This is a genomic window from Polyangium sp. 6x1 (assembly GCF_029946515.1).
Classification (GTDB): domain Bacteria; phylum Myxococcota_A; class Polyangia; order Polyangiales; family Polyangiaceae; genus Polyangium.
Genome location: NZ_JARZHH010000006.1, coordinates 38,643 through 55,836 on the forward strand (window position 1 = coordinate 38,643; position 17,194 = coordinate 55,836).

Consider the following 17,194-nt stretch of genomic DNA (forward strand, 5'->3'; position numbering starts at 1 on the left):
TCTACCGATCAGGAAGGTCCTCGGGAAGTCAGAGAGTTCGGAAGGGCTGAACTTTCGGCGGTGGGCGCCCGGGACGCACGAAGCCCTTGCCCCTCGGCCCCTGCTCCTCCTACGTTCCCCCTCCGTGAACGAGCTCGTCCGCTTTGCGCTCACGGCGTTTTATCCGCGCGTGGACGATCTGCCTGGCCTCGCCGAGCTTGGCGTGGAGGGGAAGATCGCGCGCCTTCGCCGTGAGTCCACCTGGCTCTTCTGGACCGGCATCGTTGCCGCTTCGGTTGCCTTCCAGATCGCGCCTCTGCTCACGATTCGCAAGCCGCTCCTCGCGAGCTGGCTCTCGGCGGAGGACCTCGATCGGCACGCGCATACGATGGCGACGCACCCGGGCTACCTCGTCCGGCAGGTGACGTTCCTCCTCAAGCTCGTGGGCGGCATGTTCTGGGGGCAATCGCCCGAGGTTCGCGCCTTCCTCGACCTCACGCCTTACCCCGAGGATCCGGGCACGCGGCGCCTCGAGGCCTTCGTTCCGCGGCAGGGGCCGCTGCCTGGCGGCGCGCCGGACAAGCTGCTCTCGCTCGGCAAGAAGGAGCGCGCGCTCGGGCGCGACAAGGATCGCGGCAAGGGACTCCACGCATGAGCACGGACCGAAGCACCGCACCGAACAAGCTCTCGGACACGGCGCGTGGCCGCCACGCGACGTTCACCTCGTTCGCGCAGCCGGGCCTCGAAACCGAGGTCGACTTCGTGGTCGTCGGCAGCGGCGCTGGTGGCTCGGCTGCGGCCGTCGTGCTCGCGCGGGCTGGCTACCGCGTTGCGATCGTCGAGGCTGGGCCGTGGCGCGCGCCCGAGGATTATCCTTGGACCACGTACGGCACGATCCGCGACCTCTTCCCTGACTGGGGCTCGCTCGTCACGCAGAGCCGCGCGCTCTGGCCCATCGTCCAGGCCTCTTGCGTCGGTGGTACCACGGTCGTCAACAGCGCCATCGTGGTCCGCACGCCCGGCGACGTTTTTACGCGGTGGGAGCGCGAGTACGGCATCGATGGGCGCGCGCTGGAGAAGCGCGTGTGGGAGCACCAGGATCGCATCGAGCAGGAGCTCTCGGCGACGGTGGTTCCGCCTGACGCGCGCGGGCTCATCAACACGCTGGCCATGGATGCGGCGGAGAAGCTCGGCTGGTCGTCGCACTACATGGTGCGGTATGCGAAGGACTGCGAGGGCGCGGGCCAGTGCCTCCAGGGCTGCCGCAAGGGCCGCAAGCAGAGCACGAACGTCAACTACATTCCCGAGGTGCTGGAGCGCGGCGGCTACGTGCTCTCGACCGCGCCCGTCAAGGAGCTGCTCTTCGATGGGCGGCGCGTGATCGGCGTGACGGGCCGCTTTCAGGATCCGGAGACCCGCAAGTTCGGCGCGCGCTTCACGGTGCGGGCGCGCAAGGCCGTGCTCGTGGCCGCGTCTGCGACGCAGACGCCGATCCTGCTCGCGAAGAGCGGCATCAAGAGCCGTCCGCTCGGCACGCTCTTCCGGGCGCACCCGGGTACGGGTGTGTTCGGCGTGTATGACGACCCGGTCGATCAGAACATCGGGGCCACGCAGGGCTGGGCCTCGACCGCGTTCCGGCAGGATCCGGGGCTCAAGCTGGAGACGCTCGCGATCCCGCCGGAGATGGTGGCGGGGCGCCTTCCGGGCGGCGGGACCGAGCTCATCCGTCGGTTCCGCGAGTACCGACACGTCGCGATGTGGGTCGCCGCGGTGCGGGCCGAGTCCGTGGGGACGGTGAAGCCGAGCCTGCTCGGCGGGCCCGTGGTGAAATACCAGCTCGACGAGGCCGACATGCGCAAGCTCCGCAAGGGGCTCTCGATGGTCACGCGGATGCATTTCGAGGCCGGCGCGCGGGAGGTCATCCCGGGGATTTTCGGGCTGCCGTACAAGATCGGGCCGGATCAGATCCACCTCATCGACGAGGGGCCGACGGATCCGCGATGCTACGTCGCGATCCTCTCCCACCTCTTCGGCGGCTGCCCGATGAGCGCGGATCCGCGGCAAGGCGTGGTCGACGAGCGCGGCAAGGTCCACGGCTACGAGGGGCTTTACGTCGCGGATGCGTCGGCGATCCCGACGACGATCGGCGTGAACCCGCAGCACACGATCATGGCGCTCGCGTCGGTGTGGGCGGAGAACTTGGTTTCCTAGTCCCAAGGGGCCGCGGTGCGCCGGCCAGGTCCGGCTCTTCGCCTGCGTCTTCGGGAGACGCGCCGCTTCGTGACGAGACGCAGGGCCTCCGGAGCTGGGGTCTCCTGGGGGCCTGCGTCTTCGGGAGACGCGCCGCTTCGTGACGAGACGCAGGGCCTTCGGCGCCGGAGATATCTCGAAGCGCTCGCCCTGCGTTTGCAAAGCAGAGCCCGAATCGAGCGCCGTTCCAGGGCCTGAGATCGCCCTGGCATAGCCCATGCAATCATCTGCGAACGCCTGCGGCTGAGCCTGAAGGAAGGCCCGCAGGCATATCGAGCGTCGCCCGTCCGCGCACGCATGACGAGGTGCGGCCGCGTGACAGCTCGTATTCCCGGTCCGAGCCGCAACAGAGCACCGGGGGTAGCTGGCACGGATTTCGTAATAAGCAACGCGAGTCAGGACTCGCAAAAACCGATCGAACCAGAGGAGATAACGAACATGGCCAAGGACATCCTTATCATCGTCGACTGCCAGAAGCCCGTGACCAATGGCCAATTGCCGTCGGACGCGGTGTCGATGTACGCAGCGGATCCGTCGATCGTGCAGGGGAACAGCCAGGGCTCCACGGAGCTTTCCATCAAAGTGGCTCCGGAGACGAACTTGCGCTGGCGCGCCGTCCCGCTTCAGATCTCGCAGGGTCTTCCGGAGGGCCAGAACTGGCAGGTGATGATCACGCAGGTGAGGCTCTGGGGAACGGACAACAACAAGCAGCTCGACGCGAGCCAGTTCCTGCAGCAGTGGTTCGCCGACGCCGGGACCGCGAATGGCCCCGCCTACAGCCGCGCCACCGAATCGTTCAATTTCTCGCCGGAGAGCCCGAAGCCGGGCGGCTCCACCACGTCCAATGCGGCCGGCGTCTCGATCCAGCCGATCACCGATGCCTTCGTGCAAGCCACGTGCGTCGGTGAAATGCAGGCGACGCAGTACGTCGCGTACAGCTTCGTTTGCACCGTCTACCAGAATGGGAAGCCGTACGCCACGGTCACGTGGGACCCGTACGTGACCATCCAGCCGTCGTGAGCTGAACACGAACCCCTGAATGCCCCGCACCGCTCGTCGAGTCCTATCTCATGGAATCGGTGCGGGGCCGAAGGTTCAGAACGATCCCAAAATCCCGCCCGGTCCCGCCGAGACCGTCACCGTCCCCGGCTCCGGCGCGGGTTTCTTGGGTCCGCTCTTCGCGAGCACCATCCCGGGCATCATCATCAAGAGCCCGATCCCGGCCACTCCGAGCCCCGAGAGCGACAGCACGGCGCCCGTGCCTCCGTCGAGATCCTTCGTCAGGCCAAGCGCGGCGGTCATCACGCCGCCCACGAAAATCGGCACCCCCGTGCCGACGAGCACGCCGCCCGCGACCCGGTCACGCACGAGGTAATCGTCGTACGAGGCGCGGACCGCGGTGATCTCGCCGAGCGGGATCTCGCGCTGATCGTCCCGCGTGCGCACGACGAGCCGATCCCCGAGGACCACCGATCGAATCGGCGCGGGATACACGAGCGCCGCCGCACCCTTGCGCTGGACCGTGACGGCTTCGAGGCGGCCGTAGACGACCTTCCGCGCGCCGTCCTTCGTCTTGATCGTGGAAAACGGCCCGGTCGGGCCGGGCGAGGCGTTGGAGAGCGCCGGCAGCTCGGACGGCGCGAGCGTGACATGGCTCGTGCACGCGGCGAGCCCGAGCGCGCTCGCGAGCGCCACAGCCACCGTCATCGCCTTCGTTCGCGCCCGGGACATCATCCTCCCCGAGCGCGATGCTTTCATGGCCCGCTTTCGCCGGCAAGAAAGCTCGCGCTCCGGGCAAGGTCCCGTCTCACGTTGTAGGCCGCGTCTCTGGGATGGGCACCCGTCCGATGGCGTAAGGCAGGATCCGCGCGATGTTGCGCGCGTCGTCGATGCCCCGATGATGCGTCCCGAGGAGCGGAAGCCCGAGGCGCTCGAGCGCGCTCGACATGCCGTACCGCGTGGTCTCGCCGAGGGCCGCCGAGAAGCGCTTCTTGATGTTCATGTGCCCCTTGAGCGGGAGCGGCACGCCCCAGCGGTTCGCGTCGATCTCGAACTGCTTGCGGTCGTAGTCGCCCCACGAGCCGAAGAGCGCGTCCCGATCCCCGACGAAGCGCCCGAGCGCCTCGATCGCCGCCGGGAACGTGGGCGCACCGTCGACGTCCGCCTGCGTGATCGTCGTGAGCTTCTTGCAGAAGTCCGTGAGCGTCGGCCGGATGACCGGGCGCACGAAGGTAGCGAACTCGCCCACCGGCTCGAGCGTCACGCCATCCACGAGGACCGCGCCGATCTCGATGATCTCCATGATCTTCTCGGGGATGCGCCCTTCCTCATCGCACGTCGCTTCCAGATCAATCACCAGGAAAAATGCAGGTTCCTTCGACATCGCCGTCCTCCTTGTTGGTTGCTTCGGAACCTTGATACGCTCGCCGCGACGAAAATGCCCGGACACGAACCCGGACACGCTGCGGCCGCAGGCTTTTCCTGGGAGGATTACGTCGTCTGGCTCGTCGCGCAGCACGGCTCGCTGACGGCGGTCGCCGAGCGGCTCTCGTCCCTCCGCGGCTACGAGGACGACGTCTACTCGATCGAGCGCGCCCTGCGTCGGCTGCGGACGCGCGGGCAACGCGACGGCGGGACCTGGGGGGCGCGCGCGCTCTCGGCCTTCGGCCTGCCGGACGCGCTCACCGAGCGGGCCCGCTGGATGGGCGCGTATCACTCGCGCTTCACGGACCTGCCCCTGCCCCTCGCCCAGGATCTCCTGCGCCTCTGGGACCGGCCCCCGGTGAGCGAAGACCCGGTCTCCCACGTCTTCCTCGCCCTCGCCCACGCGACGTGCGTGCTGCGCGGCGACGACCGCGACGCGGCACGGACGCACCTCGCCCGGATCCGTCCCCTGCTCGGCAAAGCCCCGCCCGAGGCGCGCATCGAGGCGCTGCTCACGGAGGCCTTCGTCGCGAGCCGGGACGACGTCGAGCGCGTGCCCGGCCTGCTCGACGAGATCGAGCCCTTGTTCGAGCTCCCGATGCCCGCCCACGACAAGGCCTGCCTGTTCGCGCGGTGGATCGATCAACGCGCCTTCGAGCGGAACCGCTCGTGGGGCGGCAAGCAGCCGGATCCGGTCGCCGCGGAGGCGCTCTACCTGCGGATCCCCGAAGACGGGCCAGCCTTCGCGCGCGCACGGCGGGCGAGCGGCCTCGCGTACGCGCGCTGGAAGCAAGGTTTTCCCGACGAAGGCGCGGCGCTCGCACGGGAGGCGTGCCGACACGCGGGCGACGGCGGGCACATGCGGATGCGCGCAATGGCGCTCAACATGCTGGCGCGCATCGTGGGCGGCGAGGCCTCCGCGGAGGCGAGGCGGCGCGCGATGGCAATCGCGAACGAGCTCGAGGACGAGGTGCTCCGCCTCCGGTTCCAGCGGCGGATGGGGAACAAGGCGGCAGGTTGATCAGGCCGCAGCCTGCTCGATCTTCTCGCCCTTCTCCGCCACGGCCGGCACGCCCGGCAAGGGCTTCTGATCGTCGCGCAGCTTCTCCGCGAACACGTTGAACACCTCGGCAGCGTGCTCCCGCGCCGTCTCCGCGCGCCATCCGGAGGTCTCTATCGGCTGCAGGACCTCGATGTCCACCGTCGTGGGCTGCACGAAGAGCGTGTGCTTCACCCAGTTCTTGTGCACGCCGTGGAGGACGACCGGCACGATCGGCAGGCCCGTGGCGATGGCGAGGTGCACGAAGCCGAGCTTGAGCGGGCGGAGGCGCCCGTCGCGGCTGCGCGTGCCCTCCGGCATGATCCAGATGGAAAGCTTGTGCTTTTTCACCGTCTTCGCGATGCCGGCCATCGCCGCGATGGCCGAGCCCTTGTTCGCCCGATCGAGCCAAAGGTGCCCCGACAGGAGGTAGAGCTGGCCGAAGAAGGGGATCTTGAGGACCTCTTTCTTCATGACGCCGCACCCGCCAACCGGGCAGAGCCAGATCGACAGGAACGCGTCGAGCGTCGAGGCGTGATTCGCGACGTAAATGGCCGGGTGGCTCTGCGTGATGCGCTCGGCGTCATGAAGGACGGGCGTGACGCCGGCGATACGCGTGATCGAATACCCGATGAGCTTGCCGTAATAGTTGCAGAGCTTGATGCGCAGGACCCGAAATGGCAGGAGGAAAAGCGCGATCAGGATGGTCACGGTGGACGCCACCGCGACCAGCGTGAAGCCGACGACGAAACGAGCGGCCGACGAGAGCGCGGCGAAGGTCGTTCGCCCCGACGAGGCGTCTTGGTCCGACATGAAGAAGCGGATCTCCGGAAGGGAAACGTCCACACCGTACCACGAACCAACGTTAGGATTGCGTCATGATCACGTCCGAGGCCGTCGAGCGAGCCCTGCACGATCTGTTCATCGTCGCAGAAGGCACGAAGCTCCGGCGCGAGGACCGCAAGAAGGCCGTCGAGGTCGCCGCACTTCTCGGCGAAATCGAGCGGCACCGCAAAGATAAGCTGCTCGTGGACGCGGCCGCCGGCAAAGCGTACGTGGGCCTCGTCGGCGCCGCGCTGCTCGGGTTCTCCCGCGTCCACGTGATCGAGCGCGAAGCGACGAGGATCGCGGCATGCGAGGCCGCGGCCGCGCGGCTTGCAGCAGGGATCGAGCTCCGGCTCGCGGCAGGCGACGTGAGCGATGCGTCGTGCTGGCCCGAGGCGCCAGAAATCGTGGTGGCGCTGCACGCCTGCGGGGCAGCGTCCGACGCGATCCTCGACGCGGCGAGCCAGGCGGGCGCGAAATGGCTCTACCTGGTCCCGTGCTGTTATGCGGCGAGCGTCCCGTTCGCCGCGGCGGCCGAGGCAAAGGCCGACGCGCTCGGGATCCCGCGCCAAGCCGAGGTGCGGCGGCGGTTCGTGATGTCGCTCGTCGACGCAGAGCGGGCGGCGAGGCTGGAAGCAGCGGGCTACGAGGTGACGATCACAGCGTTCGTGCCGCCCACGGTGACCCCGCACAACCTGCTCTTTCGCGCGCGGCGCATGCGCGAGCCCGGCCGGATGCGCGAGGCGGAGGCGCGGCTCGCCCGTCTTCGAGGGGGGGTTCACAGGGTAGCGTAGCGCCGGGGTTTCACCCCGGGCCCGTCTGTTCAACGATGGGGCTACGCTCGGCAAGCCGAGCTACGCCCCAAACCCCGGGGTTGTCCACCCCTGGACCCGGACCAGCGCCCGCGCTGGACCGAGGGTCGATGAACTGCGCTTCGCGCAGTTCATCGAACGGGCCGAATCAAGACCACGAAGGGCCCTGCCAACCAAGCCAGCAGCGCGGACAGTTCCACCGGCGAGGCGGTACCACCGGCCTGTGGGAAGAACTGCGCATCGCGCAGTTCTTCCCCCTGAGGTCCAGGGCTGGCCCTGGTCCGGGTCGAGGGGCGGATAGCCCCCGCGGGGCCCGGGGCAGCGCCCCGGCTCGGCGGCCCCCGGAGAGACCCATGCTCAAAGCTTGGCGCTACTTCGCGTCCCAGTCGTTGATGCCGCCGAGGTTCGTCACCTGCGTGTAGCCCGCGCCGAGCAGGATCTTCTTGGCGCGCGCGGCGCGCGGGCCGGCCGCGCAGTGCACGACGATCGGCTTCGTCTTGTCGCCGCCCGTGAGCTTCTCGACCTCGGAGAGGCGCGTCTCGAGCTCGCCCACGGGGATGTTCGTGGCCTTGTCGAGGTGGCGCTCCGCGTACTCCTCCGGCGTGCGCACGTCGATCAAGACGCCGCCCTCGGCGACGAGCTTGCGTGCGAGCGCCGGGTCGCGGTCCGGCAGGCCCGTCTGCGCAGCCGGCTGCTGCGACGGCCCGGGCGGCGCGGCCGACTCGTCCTTCGAGCAGGCCGGGACGAGGGCGAGGAGGGAAAGCAGGACGGCGGCGGAAAACGCAGGGGCATGCATGGCTTGCCAACTCCCTGCCACCGCCGTCACGGATGCGCAAGACGCGCCTTGACGCACGCACGCGGCATCGTATGCGTTCGCCGGCCGATGTACCGCCTCCTGTTCAGCCTGCTCCTCCGCCGCCTGTCCGCCGAGACGGCCCATCACCTCGGCTTCGGCCTCTTGCGGTTCCTGATGGCCCTGCCCGGCGCGCGCGCCCTCTCGAAGCGGCTCTTCGGCCCGCGGGATCCGCGCCTCGCGGTGCGGGCCTTTGGCCTCGATTTCCCGGGCCCGCTCGGCCTCGCCGCGGGGTTCGACAAGGACGCGCGCGGGTTCGAAGCGCTCGGCGCGCTCGGCTTCGCGTTCGTCGAGATCGGCACGGTCACGGGCGAGCCCCAGGGCGGAAACCCGAAGCCCAGGCTCTTCCGGCTCCCGGCGGATCGCGCGCTCGTGAACCGGATGGGCTTCAACAACGAGGGCTCGCGCGCAGCGGCCGAGCGGCTCGCGAGGCGACAGCCAGGCGGCGTGATCGTGGGCGCGAACATCGGCAAGACGAAGGTCGTGCCGGAATCCGAGGCCGCGGCCGATTACGTCGCGAGCGCCGAGCGCCTCGCCGCGCACGCCGATTACCTGGTGGTCAACGTGAGCTCGCCGAATACGCCAGGCCTCCGGGATCTGCAATCGACGGAGAAGCTGCGCCCGCTGCTCGCCGAGGTGCGCGCCGCGCTCGATCGCGCCTCGCCCGGGCGACGCGTGCCGCTGCTCGTGAAGATCGCGCCCGACCTCGCAGACGAGGACATCGACGCGATCGGCGACCTCGCGCGCGAGCTCGGCCTCGACGGGATCATCGCGACGAACACGACGATCCGAAGGGATGGACTCGCGACGGACGCCGCAGAGGTCGCGCAGATCGGCGCGGGCGGGCTCTCGGGCAAGCCCGTGAAGGCGCGCGCACTCGCGGTGCTGCGCAGGCTGCGGGCGCGCGTGGGCGATTCGATGGTGCTCGTGGCAGCCGGCGGCGTGGAGAGCGCGGACGACGCGTGGGAGCGCATCGCCGCGGGGGCGACGCTGGTGCAGGCGTACACGGCGTTCATCTACGAGGGCCCCGCGTTCGCGCGGCGGATCCACGAGGGGATCTTGTCGCGGATGCGCGCCGAGGGGATCGGCTCGATCGCGGAGCTCGTGGGCAAAGAAGCACGCTGATCAGGCCGCGTAGCGATCGATCGAGGCGAACCGCTCCGCCATCACGCGCGGCGCCTCCCGGAGCGGCGCCGTCGTGCGCAGGAGGGCCGTCATCCCGAAATCGACGCCCTTCATCGCCCATCCCGGCCCGAGGCCCGCAGCGAGGGCATTGCGGCTCGGCGCGGGGATCACGGGCCGCACGACCGTATCGGCCCAGGTCCAGCGCGGCAGCTCGTACCGATACCGGAACGAGCCGTCCGGCTCCTCGAACGCGAGCAAGAGCCGGAGAACACCCTCCCCTGTCGAACCGAGCTTCGAGAGCACGGCCCCCGGCACCTCGGGGACGCCCGGCCCGTGGTGGAACACGCGAATGGGGCCGACGGAATACGAAATCACGTCCCCCGCATTCGCGCGCCGCTCGGCTTCGAGCAGCGCGGCGTACGACGTCCCCCAGAGATCCTCGCGCGTGTCGAGGGTGCGCACGAGCTCGCCGAGCGACGCGAGCACGATCGGAAACGCGCTCGCCTCGGGCTTCAGCACGACGAGGCGCCGGATCGCCATGTTGAGCCAGATGCCGCGCGTCTCTTTCGGCCACTCGTCGAAGTCGCCCGCCTCGGCCGCCGCGACGAGCAGCCCCGCGTGCGCCGCGGCCGTCTCCGGGTCGAGCAGCGACCAGACGGAGAGCACTCCATCCGCGTCGAAATGGTTGTTCACGACGACGGAGGGCCCGTCGGCCGGCGAGGCCTCGCGGACGAACGAAAGCGCGATTTCGACGGAGGTATCGGCCTTGAAGGCCTTCGGCGTCCGATTCTTCGCCCAGTGGCTCAGATCGAGGGCCGCGCCCGCGACGAGCCCATCGCAGGAGATGGCGCCTTCGGGCGCCCGCCCGTCCATCGGAACGAACTGGAAATGCCGTGCAGCCATGGGCCGCAGGCTAGCACGGGCTCACGCCGGCCGCCGCGGGGCGAGCGCGAACACGACGAGCGGCGCGAGCGCGGCGAGGCCGAACAGGAAGGCCCACTCGCCCCACGAGGGAGAGGTGAAGAAGGGCTTCGGCGAGAAACCGAGCGAGATGCCGAGGACGAGCCCGGACAGCCAGATCCCGCCGACGACGTGGCTGAAGCGGCGCCAGCCCTTGCGGAAAAAACCCCGCACGAGGCAAACGAGCGCGGCGAGGGCCACCACGAGCCCGACCCAGACGAAGGGCTGATGGCTCGACGTCCGCTCGATGAGGAGCAGGAGCGAAATGACGAGGACCATACCGAGGGCCATGAGCGTCGCGGCGACGGCGGGCACGCCGAAGAGCCACCGGCCCGGCGCGGCTCGCCGGAGCCCTCGTACGAGCCCGACGACGCCGGCGAACAGCGGCGAGAACGCGAGGCCCACGAGGATGGTCACCGCCGTGCCGTCCCGGTTCGCCATTTGGAGCAGCGATTCCCGGCCGCCGAACGGCAAGACGAGCGGCGCGCAGAGGAGCCAGAGCGGCACGCTCGCGGCCATGGCCACGAGGCGATGTCGCTCCTCGGACCGATCGATCGGCGTGTCGCTCACGAGGCCCTCCGCATCCGGTACAGCAAAAACCCCACGAGCCCGAGCCCCGCCGCGAACCCGAATCCGATCGCGGCGCCGCTCGTGCGCAGATACGCCGAAAGGGGCACGCGGACGTTGCGCTCGATCGTCGGCGGCGATCCCAAGAGCCCGATCGATTCCACGTTTTCGGCGACGAGCTCCGACAGCGCGAGCCCCTCCCGCGGCACGAACGCGAGATCCCGCGCCGCGCCCACCTTGTCCGGACGCTCCCCCCAGCGCCCGTAGACAGGATCGGTGCAGGTGATGTCGCCTTTCCAGGGGTGCCGCACGATGTATCTCCCCTGGAACATGTTCTGGCCGCCCGGCGCGTCGGAGGTCGCCCCGTGTTTGTCGGGGCCCCTGCTCCACTCATTGCCGCCCGTGATCGGCGACGCGGAGCGGAGGACGAGATCCTCGCCGAGCGATTCCTTCGTGTACCGGACGTGCAATCGGGTGATCGTGGCCTCCGCGGGCGACATGCCGCTCGCGGGCGGGGATCCGGGCGGCTGATCCGTGTCCCGCGGGCTCACGAGGGTATCGCCGCCGAGCGCCGCGATGTCCTCCGGGGCGAGCGTCGGCCCGGGGCAAGGGTCACACTTCCCAGCGCTCCAGGCATATTCGGTCACGACCGCGCCGGGCTTTTTCGCGACGGTCTGGTCGAAGAGCGCGACGTAAAACGACCCAAAGGCGCCGAGCGCGGACTCGTTGAGCTCGATGTTCGTGGGGATCGTGAGGTTCGGATAATTCGCGGCCTCGTACCGCTGGTTCTTCGCGAGGACGTGGACGATGAGGTCCTGCGTGCCTTTCGAATTCAAAAGGCCGAGCCGCACGGGCAAAGCGAACGTCTCCGTGTCGTAATGGAACCGGAGCGGCGAGAGCGTGGCCATTCCCTTCGCGTCGAACTTCACTTTCTCGGGATCGACCTTGGCCACGAAAAACTTCTCGCCCCTCTGCACATAGGGCCGGAGCACCGGCTCGGCGCCGTCGGGGATGTGATACCCGCTCTGCCGGAGCCACGTGTCGAGCGCGGAGGAGTCTTCGGCGCTGAGGACGACGATCTCGTACTCGCCGACCGCGAACTGGGCCTCGATCCGGACGAGCGGCGCGCCGCCGGGGCCGCCGCCCGCGGGCGAGGGCGCCTCTGCGCTGGCCCTGCGTTCCGTCTGCACCCACGAGCGACTGCGCGGATGGTCACAAGGATCCTGCTCCCAGTACTCGACGAGGCGCGGCGCGCTCAGCTGATCGATACGGTCGAAGACGTCGCGGACGAGGGTCTTGACGTTTTCCTTCTGGAGGACGATCGGCACGGGGACCACCATGGCAAACGCCTCCGGCGGGCCCTGGTAGTTGTTCTGCATGGACAGCACGGTGCGCGTGCCGTCGCGCAGGAGGACGACCTGCGTCGCGTTGTTGTAGAGCTTGGCGTCCGCGCCGCTCACATAGAACCCGCAAAACGCCTCCGCGCTCCCCGCCCACAAAAGCGCCGAGAGCCCCACCGCCCCGAGAGACCATCGCGACCGCACCGGACGAGCCTACCCGAAAGGGCGTTCCTGGGGCGACAAATCCTGCGGGCCGATCGCTGCAGGCGCGAGCCCGAAACTTTGCCTGGGGTGCGACTCCGCGCGAGCATGGGGAGCCCCCAGGAACGCCCATGCCCCCCGATCATTCGAAGAAACCCGACGGGCCCGCGCCGAGGAAACCGCCGCACCCGGCGACCGTCGTACAGCCGAAACGCCCGTTCGGGGGCCTCTTGGTGAGGCCGCCGCATCCGGCTACCGTGGTGCAGCGGAAGGCCTACGCGCCGCACCTGTCCGGCGCGCCTCCTCGTGTCGTGCAAAGCAAGTTCGACCTGGATGGCGCGTGGATGCAAAGCGTCGACGACACCACGCTGCTCGCGAAATTCGGCGCCACCACCGCCGCCTTGTGGTCAGCCCTGCGCGAACACAAAGCGGATATCGGGATCAGCTCGGGCGGCAGCGGTGGGGGATGGAACTTCAGTACCATGATGCTCGAAATCTCGTCGAGCTGGTTCAATCCGATCAAGGAGTACGTGACCAACGGCACCAAGGGGACCCAGCTGGGCAGGGGCATCGCAGCCCTGACGCACGAGATGTCCCATGCGCATGATCAGATTGTCCGGAAGGAATCCCCGCGGGGCGCCTCCAAGGACACGGACGCTTTCGTGATCGCCGTGCTGAAGACCGAGCTACGCGCGTGGATGAAGGAAGCCCGCTGCGCCCGGGAGAACTACAAGGACAAAAGCATCCCGCCCGGAGATGACAACAACAATTTGATCAAGGGCTGGCTCGGCGTGCATTTCTCCCTGAAGGACGCGAAGAACGTGCTGAAGGCCGATGTCTACGAGAACCCGGTCGTGGGACGCCTGCACAAGTATTTCAACGACAACAAGAGCACGAAGACGACCAGCACGCTGGCCGATCTGCTGACCACCTCTTCCACGGGCCTGGCGGCCGACCTGACCAGCTACGCGCAGCAGATCCGTGACAAGTTCACGAGTGACGATACGATGCTGCGCAGCGTGGCATCTGGGGCCATTTCCACGTCGTAGACGACCCCGTCCACGCCGGGCGGAGTTTCACCGCGAGGGCGTTTCAAGGGCGACAAATCCAAATCCGGGAACCCCAGAGGCCTCCCAGGCGTCTGACCCCTCCCGCGAGGTACCGCCCATGCTCCAGCCCAACGCCCCCGCCCCCGCATCCGCCGCCGCTCCTGCCTCCGTTTCCGCTCCCGCCGCCGCTCCCACCCCCGCCCTCGCTCCCGCTCCCAGCCGCGTCCCTCGCCTCTCGCTCCCGTACGCCGTCCTCGGCGCCGTCGGCGGCTGGATGGCCGCCGATTTCTTCCGCGTCGGCGCCCTCAAGCTCATGGACGCCGGCCTCCGCCCCGCCTTCGTCGTCGTCACCCCGCTCTGCGCCCTCCTCCTCGGCGTCCTCGTTCAGCCCACCGTCCACTGGCCTCGCCGCGCCGCTGCGTTCCTCGCGGCCGCCGTGGGCGTCCTGTCGGCCGGGCTCATGGGCGGCGCGCTCATCGGCGTGATGCGTTGGTCGCGCTGGGGCCTCGGCGAGGGCGCCGCCACGGGGTTCGTCTGCGCGCTCGGATTCTTGCCCGCCTTCGCCCTCGTCCTCGCCGCCGCCCGCCGCGTCGGCCGCGCCCGGCCCGGATCCCTCGTCGATCGCGCCGATCGCCGCGCCGTCTGGCTCGCCGTCGCCGTGAGCGTCGCCCTCGGCACCCTCGCCGCCCTGCCCGATTGGAACGTGTTTCCCACCGGCGTCCGCCCCTCGCTCGAGGTCTCGCGCACCCTCGGCGTCGCCGCCGTCGCCGCCATCTTCGCGTTATGCCTCGGCGACGCCGTCGCCCTCGCGCGCGCTCTCCGCGTCGAGCGCCTCCTCTCCGCCATGCGCCCGGCGTCCGCCGACGATCCGCGTGTCGCCTGGTCGCCGCGCAAGCTCGATCTCGGCCTCGGCGAGGAGACGCGGGCCTCCGTGCTCTCGGCCGCCGTCGTCTACCGCGAGCACGACCGCGTCCTCTCCGTCGTCCGCGGCAATCCGCGCGATGCGCGCCGCGCCCTGCTCGGCGCTTTTGCTTGCGGCGTCGTCGCCCTCGGCGTGGGCGGCGCTTGCGTCAGCCTCACGGGCGCGCGCACCGCGAGCGCGGCCGACGCGACGGCGCCCGCCCCGATCGCCGCCGAGGCGCGATAATCCCCTTCCTTGCGTGTCCTCGATCCTCCGTGCCATCCTCGCGCCGGAGGCTCTTCCCATGTCGGCGTCCTTTTCCCCTGTCCGCCTCGGCCGTAGCAATCTGGACGTCGTGCCCCTCGGGCTCGCGGCGAGCTACGGAGCGAAGGGGCGCGACGTGGAGCATGCCTTCGAGCGCGGGGTGAATTTTTTCTACTGGGGCTCGTCGCGCATGCCCGATTTCGGCGAGGGCTTGAAGCGCCTCGGCAAGAGCCACCGCGATCGGATCAAGGTCGTCATCCAGACCTACGCGCGCTCGTCGTCCGGGCTCGGCAAATCGCTCGAAAAAGCGCTCCGCAAGCTCGAAATGGATCACGCCGACGTCTTGCTCCTCGGCTGGTGGAACCTCCCGCCGAAAGACGCGATCCTCGACGCCGCCGCGGATCTCGTGCGTCGGGGCCGCACGCGTTCGGTCATGATCTCCTGCCACAACCGCCCCGCGTTCAAGCACCTCGCCCGGGATCCCCGCATCGACCTCCTGATGCTCCGTTACAACGCGGCGCACCCCGGCGCCGACAAGGACGTCTTTCCGCACCTGCCGGATCGGGGCCCCGGAATCGTCTCGTACACCTCGACCTCGTGGGGTCAGCTCCTCGATCGCAAGCTCGTCCCCGCCGACGAGCGCTTGCCGCGCGCGGCGGATTGTTATCGGTTCGCCCTCTCGAACCCGAACATCGGCGCCTGCTGGGCCGGCGCGAAGGACGCGGCGCAGATCGACGAGGCCCTGAAGGCGCTCGAAGAGGGGCCGATGAGCGAGGAGGAGCTCGCGTGGATGCGTCGGATCGGGGCGCGGGTGCGAGACACGACGAAGCTCCAGGCGCGCGGGATGGGGATCGCGGATCGGCTGGTCAACCTCTACTCGGGTTTCGGTTTTCGCTCGACGACGGAGCTCGGCGAACGCTGACCGATCCGTGATACCGTGGGGGACATGAACGACTGGCTGTATGCGACCCCCTCGGCGCTTCGCGGCAAGCGCGTGTTTCGGCTCGGCCTCGCAGCAAACTACGGCATCGACGAGGACGGCGTCCGCGCCGCGATCGATCGGGGCGTGAACGTCTTCTTGTGGACCGCGCGGAACAAGGGGATGCGCGCGCCCGTCAAGGCGGCGATGGGCGCGCGGCGCGACGCGACGACCGTCATTGGCTACGCGCAGCTCGGCTGGTTCGGCTGGGGCGTGCGCTCGGGCGCCGAAAAACTCCTGCGCGAGCTCGGCACCGATCACCTCGACGTGTACCTGCTCAGCTGGCTGGGCAAGGGCTCCGCGTGGACGGAGGCGACGCAAAAAGAGCTCCTCCACCTGCGCGAGAGCGGCAAGGTCCGCGCGATCGGCGCGAGCATTCACGATCGCCCGCGCGCGGGCAAGCTCGCCGCGGACTCGCCGCTCGACCTCCTGATGCTGCGCTACAACGCGGCGCACCCGGGCGCCGAGCGCGACGTCTTCCCGCACGTGAAGGACCATTCCCCCTCGGTGCTCGCGTACACGGCGACGGCGTGGCGGAAGCTGCTGAAGCGCCCGGGCGGCTGGGACGGTCCCGTGATGAGCGCGGGCGATTGTTATCGATTCCAGCTCTCGAGCCCGCACGTGGACCTCGCGCTGACGGGTCCGAAGACCCGAGCCGAGCTCGAAGAGAACCTGAACGCACTCGAACGAGGCCCGCTCACCGAGGACGAGGCGAAGTGGATGCGGGAGTTCGGGCGGAAGGTGCACGGGTAGCGCGGCTCGCAATCGCCGGCACGGCTTCTGGCTTCACGTCCATGCGTGCCGTGCTACAGGGAAACACTGCGACGCCCTGCGTATTGAACGCAGGGCGCGCGCGGGGGGGAAATGATGGGCAAAACGATTCTGGGGTTGGGCGCGATCCTTTTGTCCGGCACGTTTGGCGGTAGCTCGGGCGGTTTCCGTTCGCGGCAAGGATGGGGGCCTGGATGGACGTCTGCAGAGACTGCAACACACGCCAGCTTGCAGGGCACGACAATCCAAGCCGAGACGTGTAGCGTCTGCGAGTCGAATTGCCACCGAATTTACGAGCTGCTGTCGCGAGAATGTGCAGACAAACGAAAGTACAGAACGAAAATGCAACAGAGTTTGTGTCGCGGGGCGGCATCCGAGGAATACGGACATTGTTTGAAGCGATGCAATCATAACAAGTGAGCACGGGACAGAGCGACCGCTCGCGCAACACTTCGCACCGGAACAAGAAGAAGCACGATGACAGCAACGACGCCCATCGCTCTCGATTGCATTGCGGAACGAGAGCTCGAATACCGGGAAACAAGCGACGCTCCTGTGCGCAAGGCTGTCATCAGAATTGGGAGACCTCGACACGTGCCACCACCTCCAGGGGATGAGGACGTGACGGCTGACTACTGGGTCTGCCCCTACGAGATAACGATCGAGGGGGAGAACGTCCGCTCGTTGCATGCTTACGGCGCAGACTCGATCCAGGCATTACAGCTTGCCATTTCGAAAGTGGGATCCGAATTGCAATGCTTTTACCCTGGGCACTTCACGATGGACGGCAGCTCCGAAATAGGGTTTCCAGTGGCCGACGAAGGCATGACGCAGCAGAAATAGAATGCCGTGACC

The 17,194-nt window shown here is 68.7% G+C and carries 18 protein-coding genes; 11 read left to right on the forward strand and 7 right to left on the reverse strand.

Annotated elements, in window-relative coordinates; all coding sequences use genetic code 11:
* Positions 1-124 precede the first annotated feature (124 nt).
* The 3 genes from QHF85_RS08725 (at position 125) to QHF85_RS08735 (ending at position 3,249) form a co-directional block, all read left to right on the forward strand.
* Positions 125-634, forward strand: coding sequence for a hypothetical protein (locus tag QHF85_RS08725; RefSeq protein WP_281326628.1), 510 nt, complete (start codon positions 125-127; stop codon positions 632-634).
* Positions 631-2,190 (forward strand): GMC family oxidoreductase, encoded by a 1,560-nt coding sequence (locus QHF85_RS08730; protein WP_281326629.1) that lies wholly within the window; start codon positions 631-633, stop codon positions 2,188-2,190. Before QHF85_RS08725 ends, QHF85_RS08730 begins: the two co-directional genes overlap by 4 nt.
* A gap of 477 nt (positions 2,191-2,667) precedes the next feature.
* Positions 2,668-3,249 (forward strand): AidA/PixA family protein, encoded by a 582-nt coding sequence (locus QHF85_RS08735; protein ID WP_281326630.1) that lies wholly within the window; start codon positions 2,668-2,670, stop codon positions 3,247-3,249.
* A 75-nt stretch (positions 3,250-3,324) separates the two neighbouring features.
* On the opposite strand, the gene QHF85_RS08740 is transcribed toward QHF85_RS08735, so the two are convergent.
* Complete coding sequence (locus tag QHF85_RS08740; RefSeq protein WP_281326631.1) at positions 3,325-3,936, reverse strand: hypothetical protein; 612 nt, start codon at positions 3,934-3,936, stop codon at positions 3,325-3,327.
* 100 nt (positions 3,937-4,036) lie between these two features.
* Positions 4,037-4,612, reverse strand: coding sequence for a 3'-5' exonuclease (locus QHF85_RS08745; RefSeq protein ID WP_281326632.1), 576 nt, complete (start codon positions 4,610-4,612; stop codon positions 4,037-4,039).
* Positions 4,613-4,666: 54 nt separating this feature from the next.
* On the opposite strand from QHF85_RS08745, the gene QHF85_RS08750 reads away from it, so the two are divergent.
* Positions 4,667-5,674, forward strand: coding sequence for a hypothetical protein (locus QHF85_RS08750; RefSeq protein ID WP_281326633.1), 1,008 nt, complete (start codon positions 4,667-4,669; stop codon positions 5,672-5,674).
* Here the strand turns inward: QHF85_RS08750 and QHF85_RS08755 are convergent, their stop codons facing one another.
* A complete protein-coding gene (locus QHF85_RS08755; protein ID WP_281326634.1) occupies positions 5,675-6,505 on the reverse strand; it encodes a lysophospholipid acyltransferase family protein in 831 nt (276 codons plus the stop codon). It abuts the gene before it with no gap.
* 65 nt (positions 6,506-6,570) lie between these two features.
* Here QHF85_RS08755 and QHF85_RS08760 point away from each other — a divergent pair, with 65 nt between their 5' ends.
* The gene (locus tag QHF85_RS08760) at positions 6,571-7,311 is read left to right on the forward strand and encodes a methyltransferase (protein ID WP_281326635.1); all 741 of its coding nucleotides are present in this window, start codon (positions 6,571-6,573) and stop codon (positions 7,309-7,311) included.
* 388 nt (positions 7,312-7,699) lie between these two features.
* On the opposite strand, the gene QHF85_RS08765 is transcribed toward QHF85_RS08760, so the two are convergent.
* The gene (locus QHF85_RS08765; protein ID WP_281326636.1) at positions 7,700-8,125 is read right to left on the reverse strand and encodes a rhodanese-like domain-containing protein; all 426 of its coding nucleotides are present in this window, start codon (positions 8,123-8,125) and stop codon (positions 7,700-7,702) included.
* Positions 8,126-8,212: 87 nt separating this feature from the next.
* Here QHF85_RS08765 and QHF85_RS08770 point away from each other — a divergent pair, with 87 nt between their 5' ends.
* On the forward strand, positions 8,213-9,307 hold the full coding sequence (locus QHF85_RS08770; RefSeq protein WP_281326637.1) for a quinone-dependent dihydroorotate dehydrogenase: 1,095 nt from the start codon (positions 8,213-8,215) through the stop codon (positions 9,305-9,307).
* On the opposite strand, the gene QHF85_RS08775 is transcribed toward QHF85_RS08770, so the two are convergent.
* The 3 genes from QHF85_RS08775 to QHF85_RS08785 are packed head-to-tail and all read right to left on the reverse strand — an operon-like array spanning position 9,308 to position 12,378.
* Complete coding sequence (locus tag QHF85_RS08775; protein WP_281326638.1) at positions 9,308-10,210, reverse strand: DUF6687 family protein; 903 nt, start codon at positions 10,208-10,210, stop codon at positions 9,308-9,310.
* Between the two features lie 21 nt (positions 10,211-10,231).
* On the reverse strand, positions 10,232-10,837 hold the full coding sequence (locus QHF85_RS08780; protein WP_281326639.1) for a hypothetical protein: 606 nt from the start codon (positions 10,835-10,837) through the stop codon (positions 10,232-10,234).
* Positions 10,834-12,378 (reverse strand): DUF2330 domain-containing protein, encoded by a 1,545-nt coding sequence (locus QHF85_RS08785; protein ID WP_281326640.1) that lies wholly within the window; start codon positions 12,376-12,378, stop codon positions 10,834-10,836. The genes QHF85_RS08780 and QHF85_RS08785 overlap by 4 nt, the downstream gene beginning before the upstream one ends.
* Positions 12,379-12,632: 254 nt before the next feature.
* On the opposite strand from QHF85_RS08785, the gene QHF85_RS08790 reads away from it, so the two are divergent.
* The 5 genes from QHF85_RS08790 (at position 12,633) to QHF85_RS08810 (ending at position 17,182) form a co-directional block, all read left to right on the forward strand.
* Positions 12,633-13,424: a hypothetical protein gene (locus tag QHF85_RS08790; RefSeq protein WP_281326641.1), complete on the forward strand. Its 792-nt coding sequence runs from the start codon at positions 12,633-12,635 to the stop codon at positions 13,422-13,424.
* A 118-nt stretch (positions 13,425-13,542) separates the two neighbouring features.
* Positions 13,543-14,571: a hypothetical protein gene (locus tag QHF85_RS08795; protein ID WP_281326642.1), complete on the forward strand. Its 1,029-nt coding sequence runs from the start codon at positions 13,543-13,545 to the stop codon at positions 14,569-14,571.
* 58 nt (positions 14,572-14,629) lie between these two features.
* Entirely contained in the window at positions 14,630-15,511 is an 882-nt protein-coding gene (locus QHF85_RS08800) for an aldo/keto reductase (RefSeq protein ID WP_281326643.1), read from the forward strand.
* 24 nt (positions 15,512-15,535) lie between these two features.
* On the forward strand, positions 15,536-16,321 hold the full coding sequence (locus tag QHF85_RS08805) for an aldo/keto reductase (protein WP_281326644.1): 786 nt from the start codon (positions 15,536-15,538) through the stop codon (positions 16,319-16,321).
* 639 nt (positions 16,322-16,960) lie between these two features.
* Positions 16,961-17,182, forward strand: coding sequence for a hypothetical protein (locus QHF85_RS08810; RefSeq protein ID WP_281326645.1), 222 nt, complete (start codon positions 16,961-16,963; stop codon positions 17,180-17,182).
* Positions 17,183-17,194 lie beyond the last annotated feature (12 nt).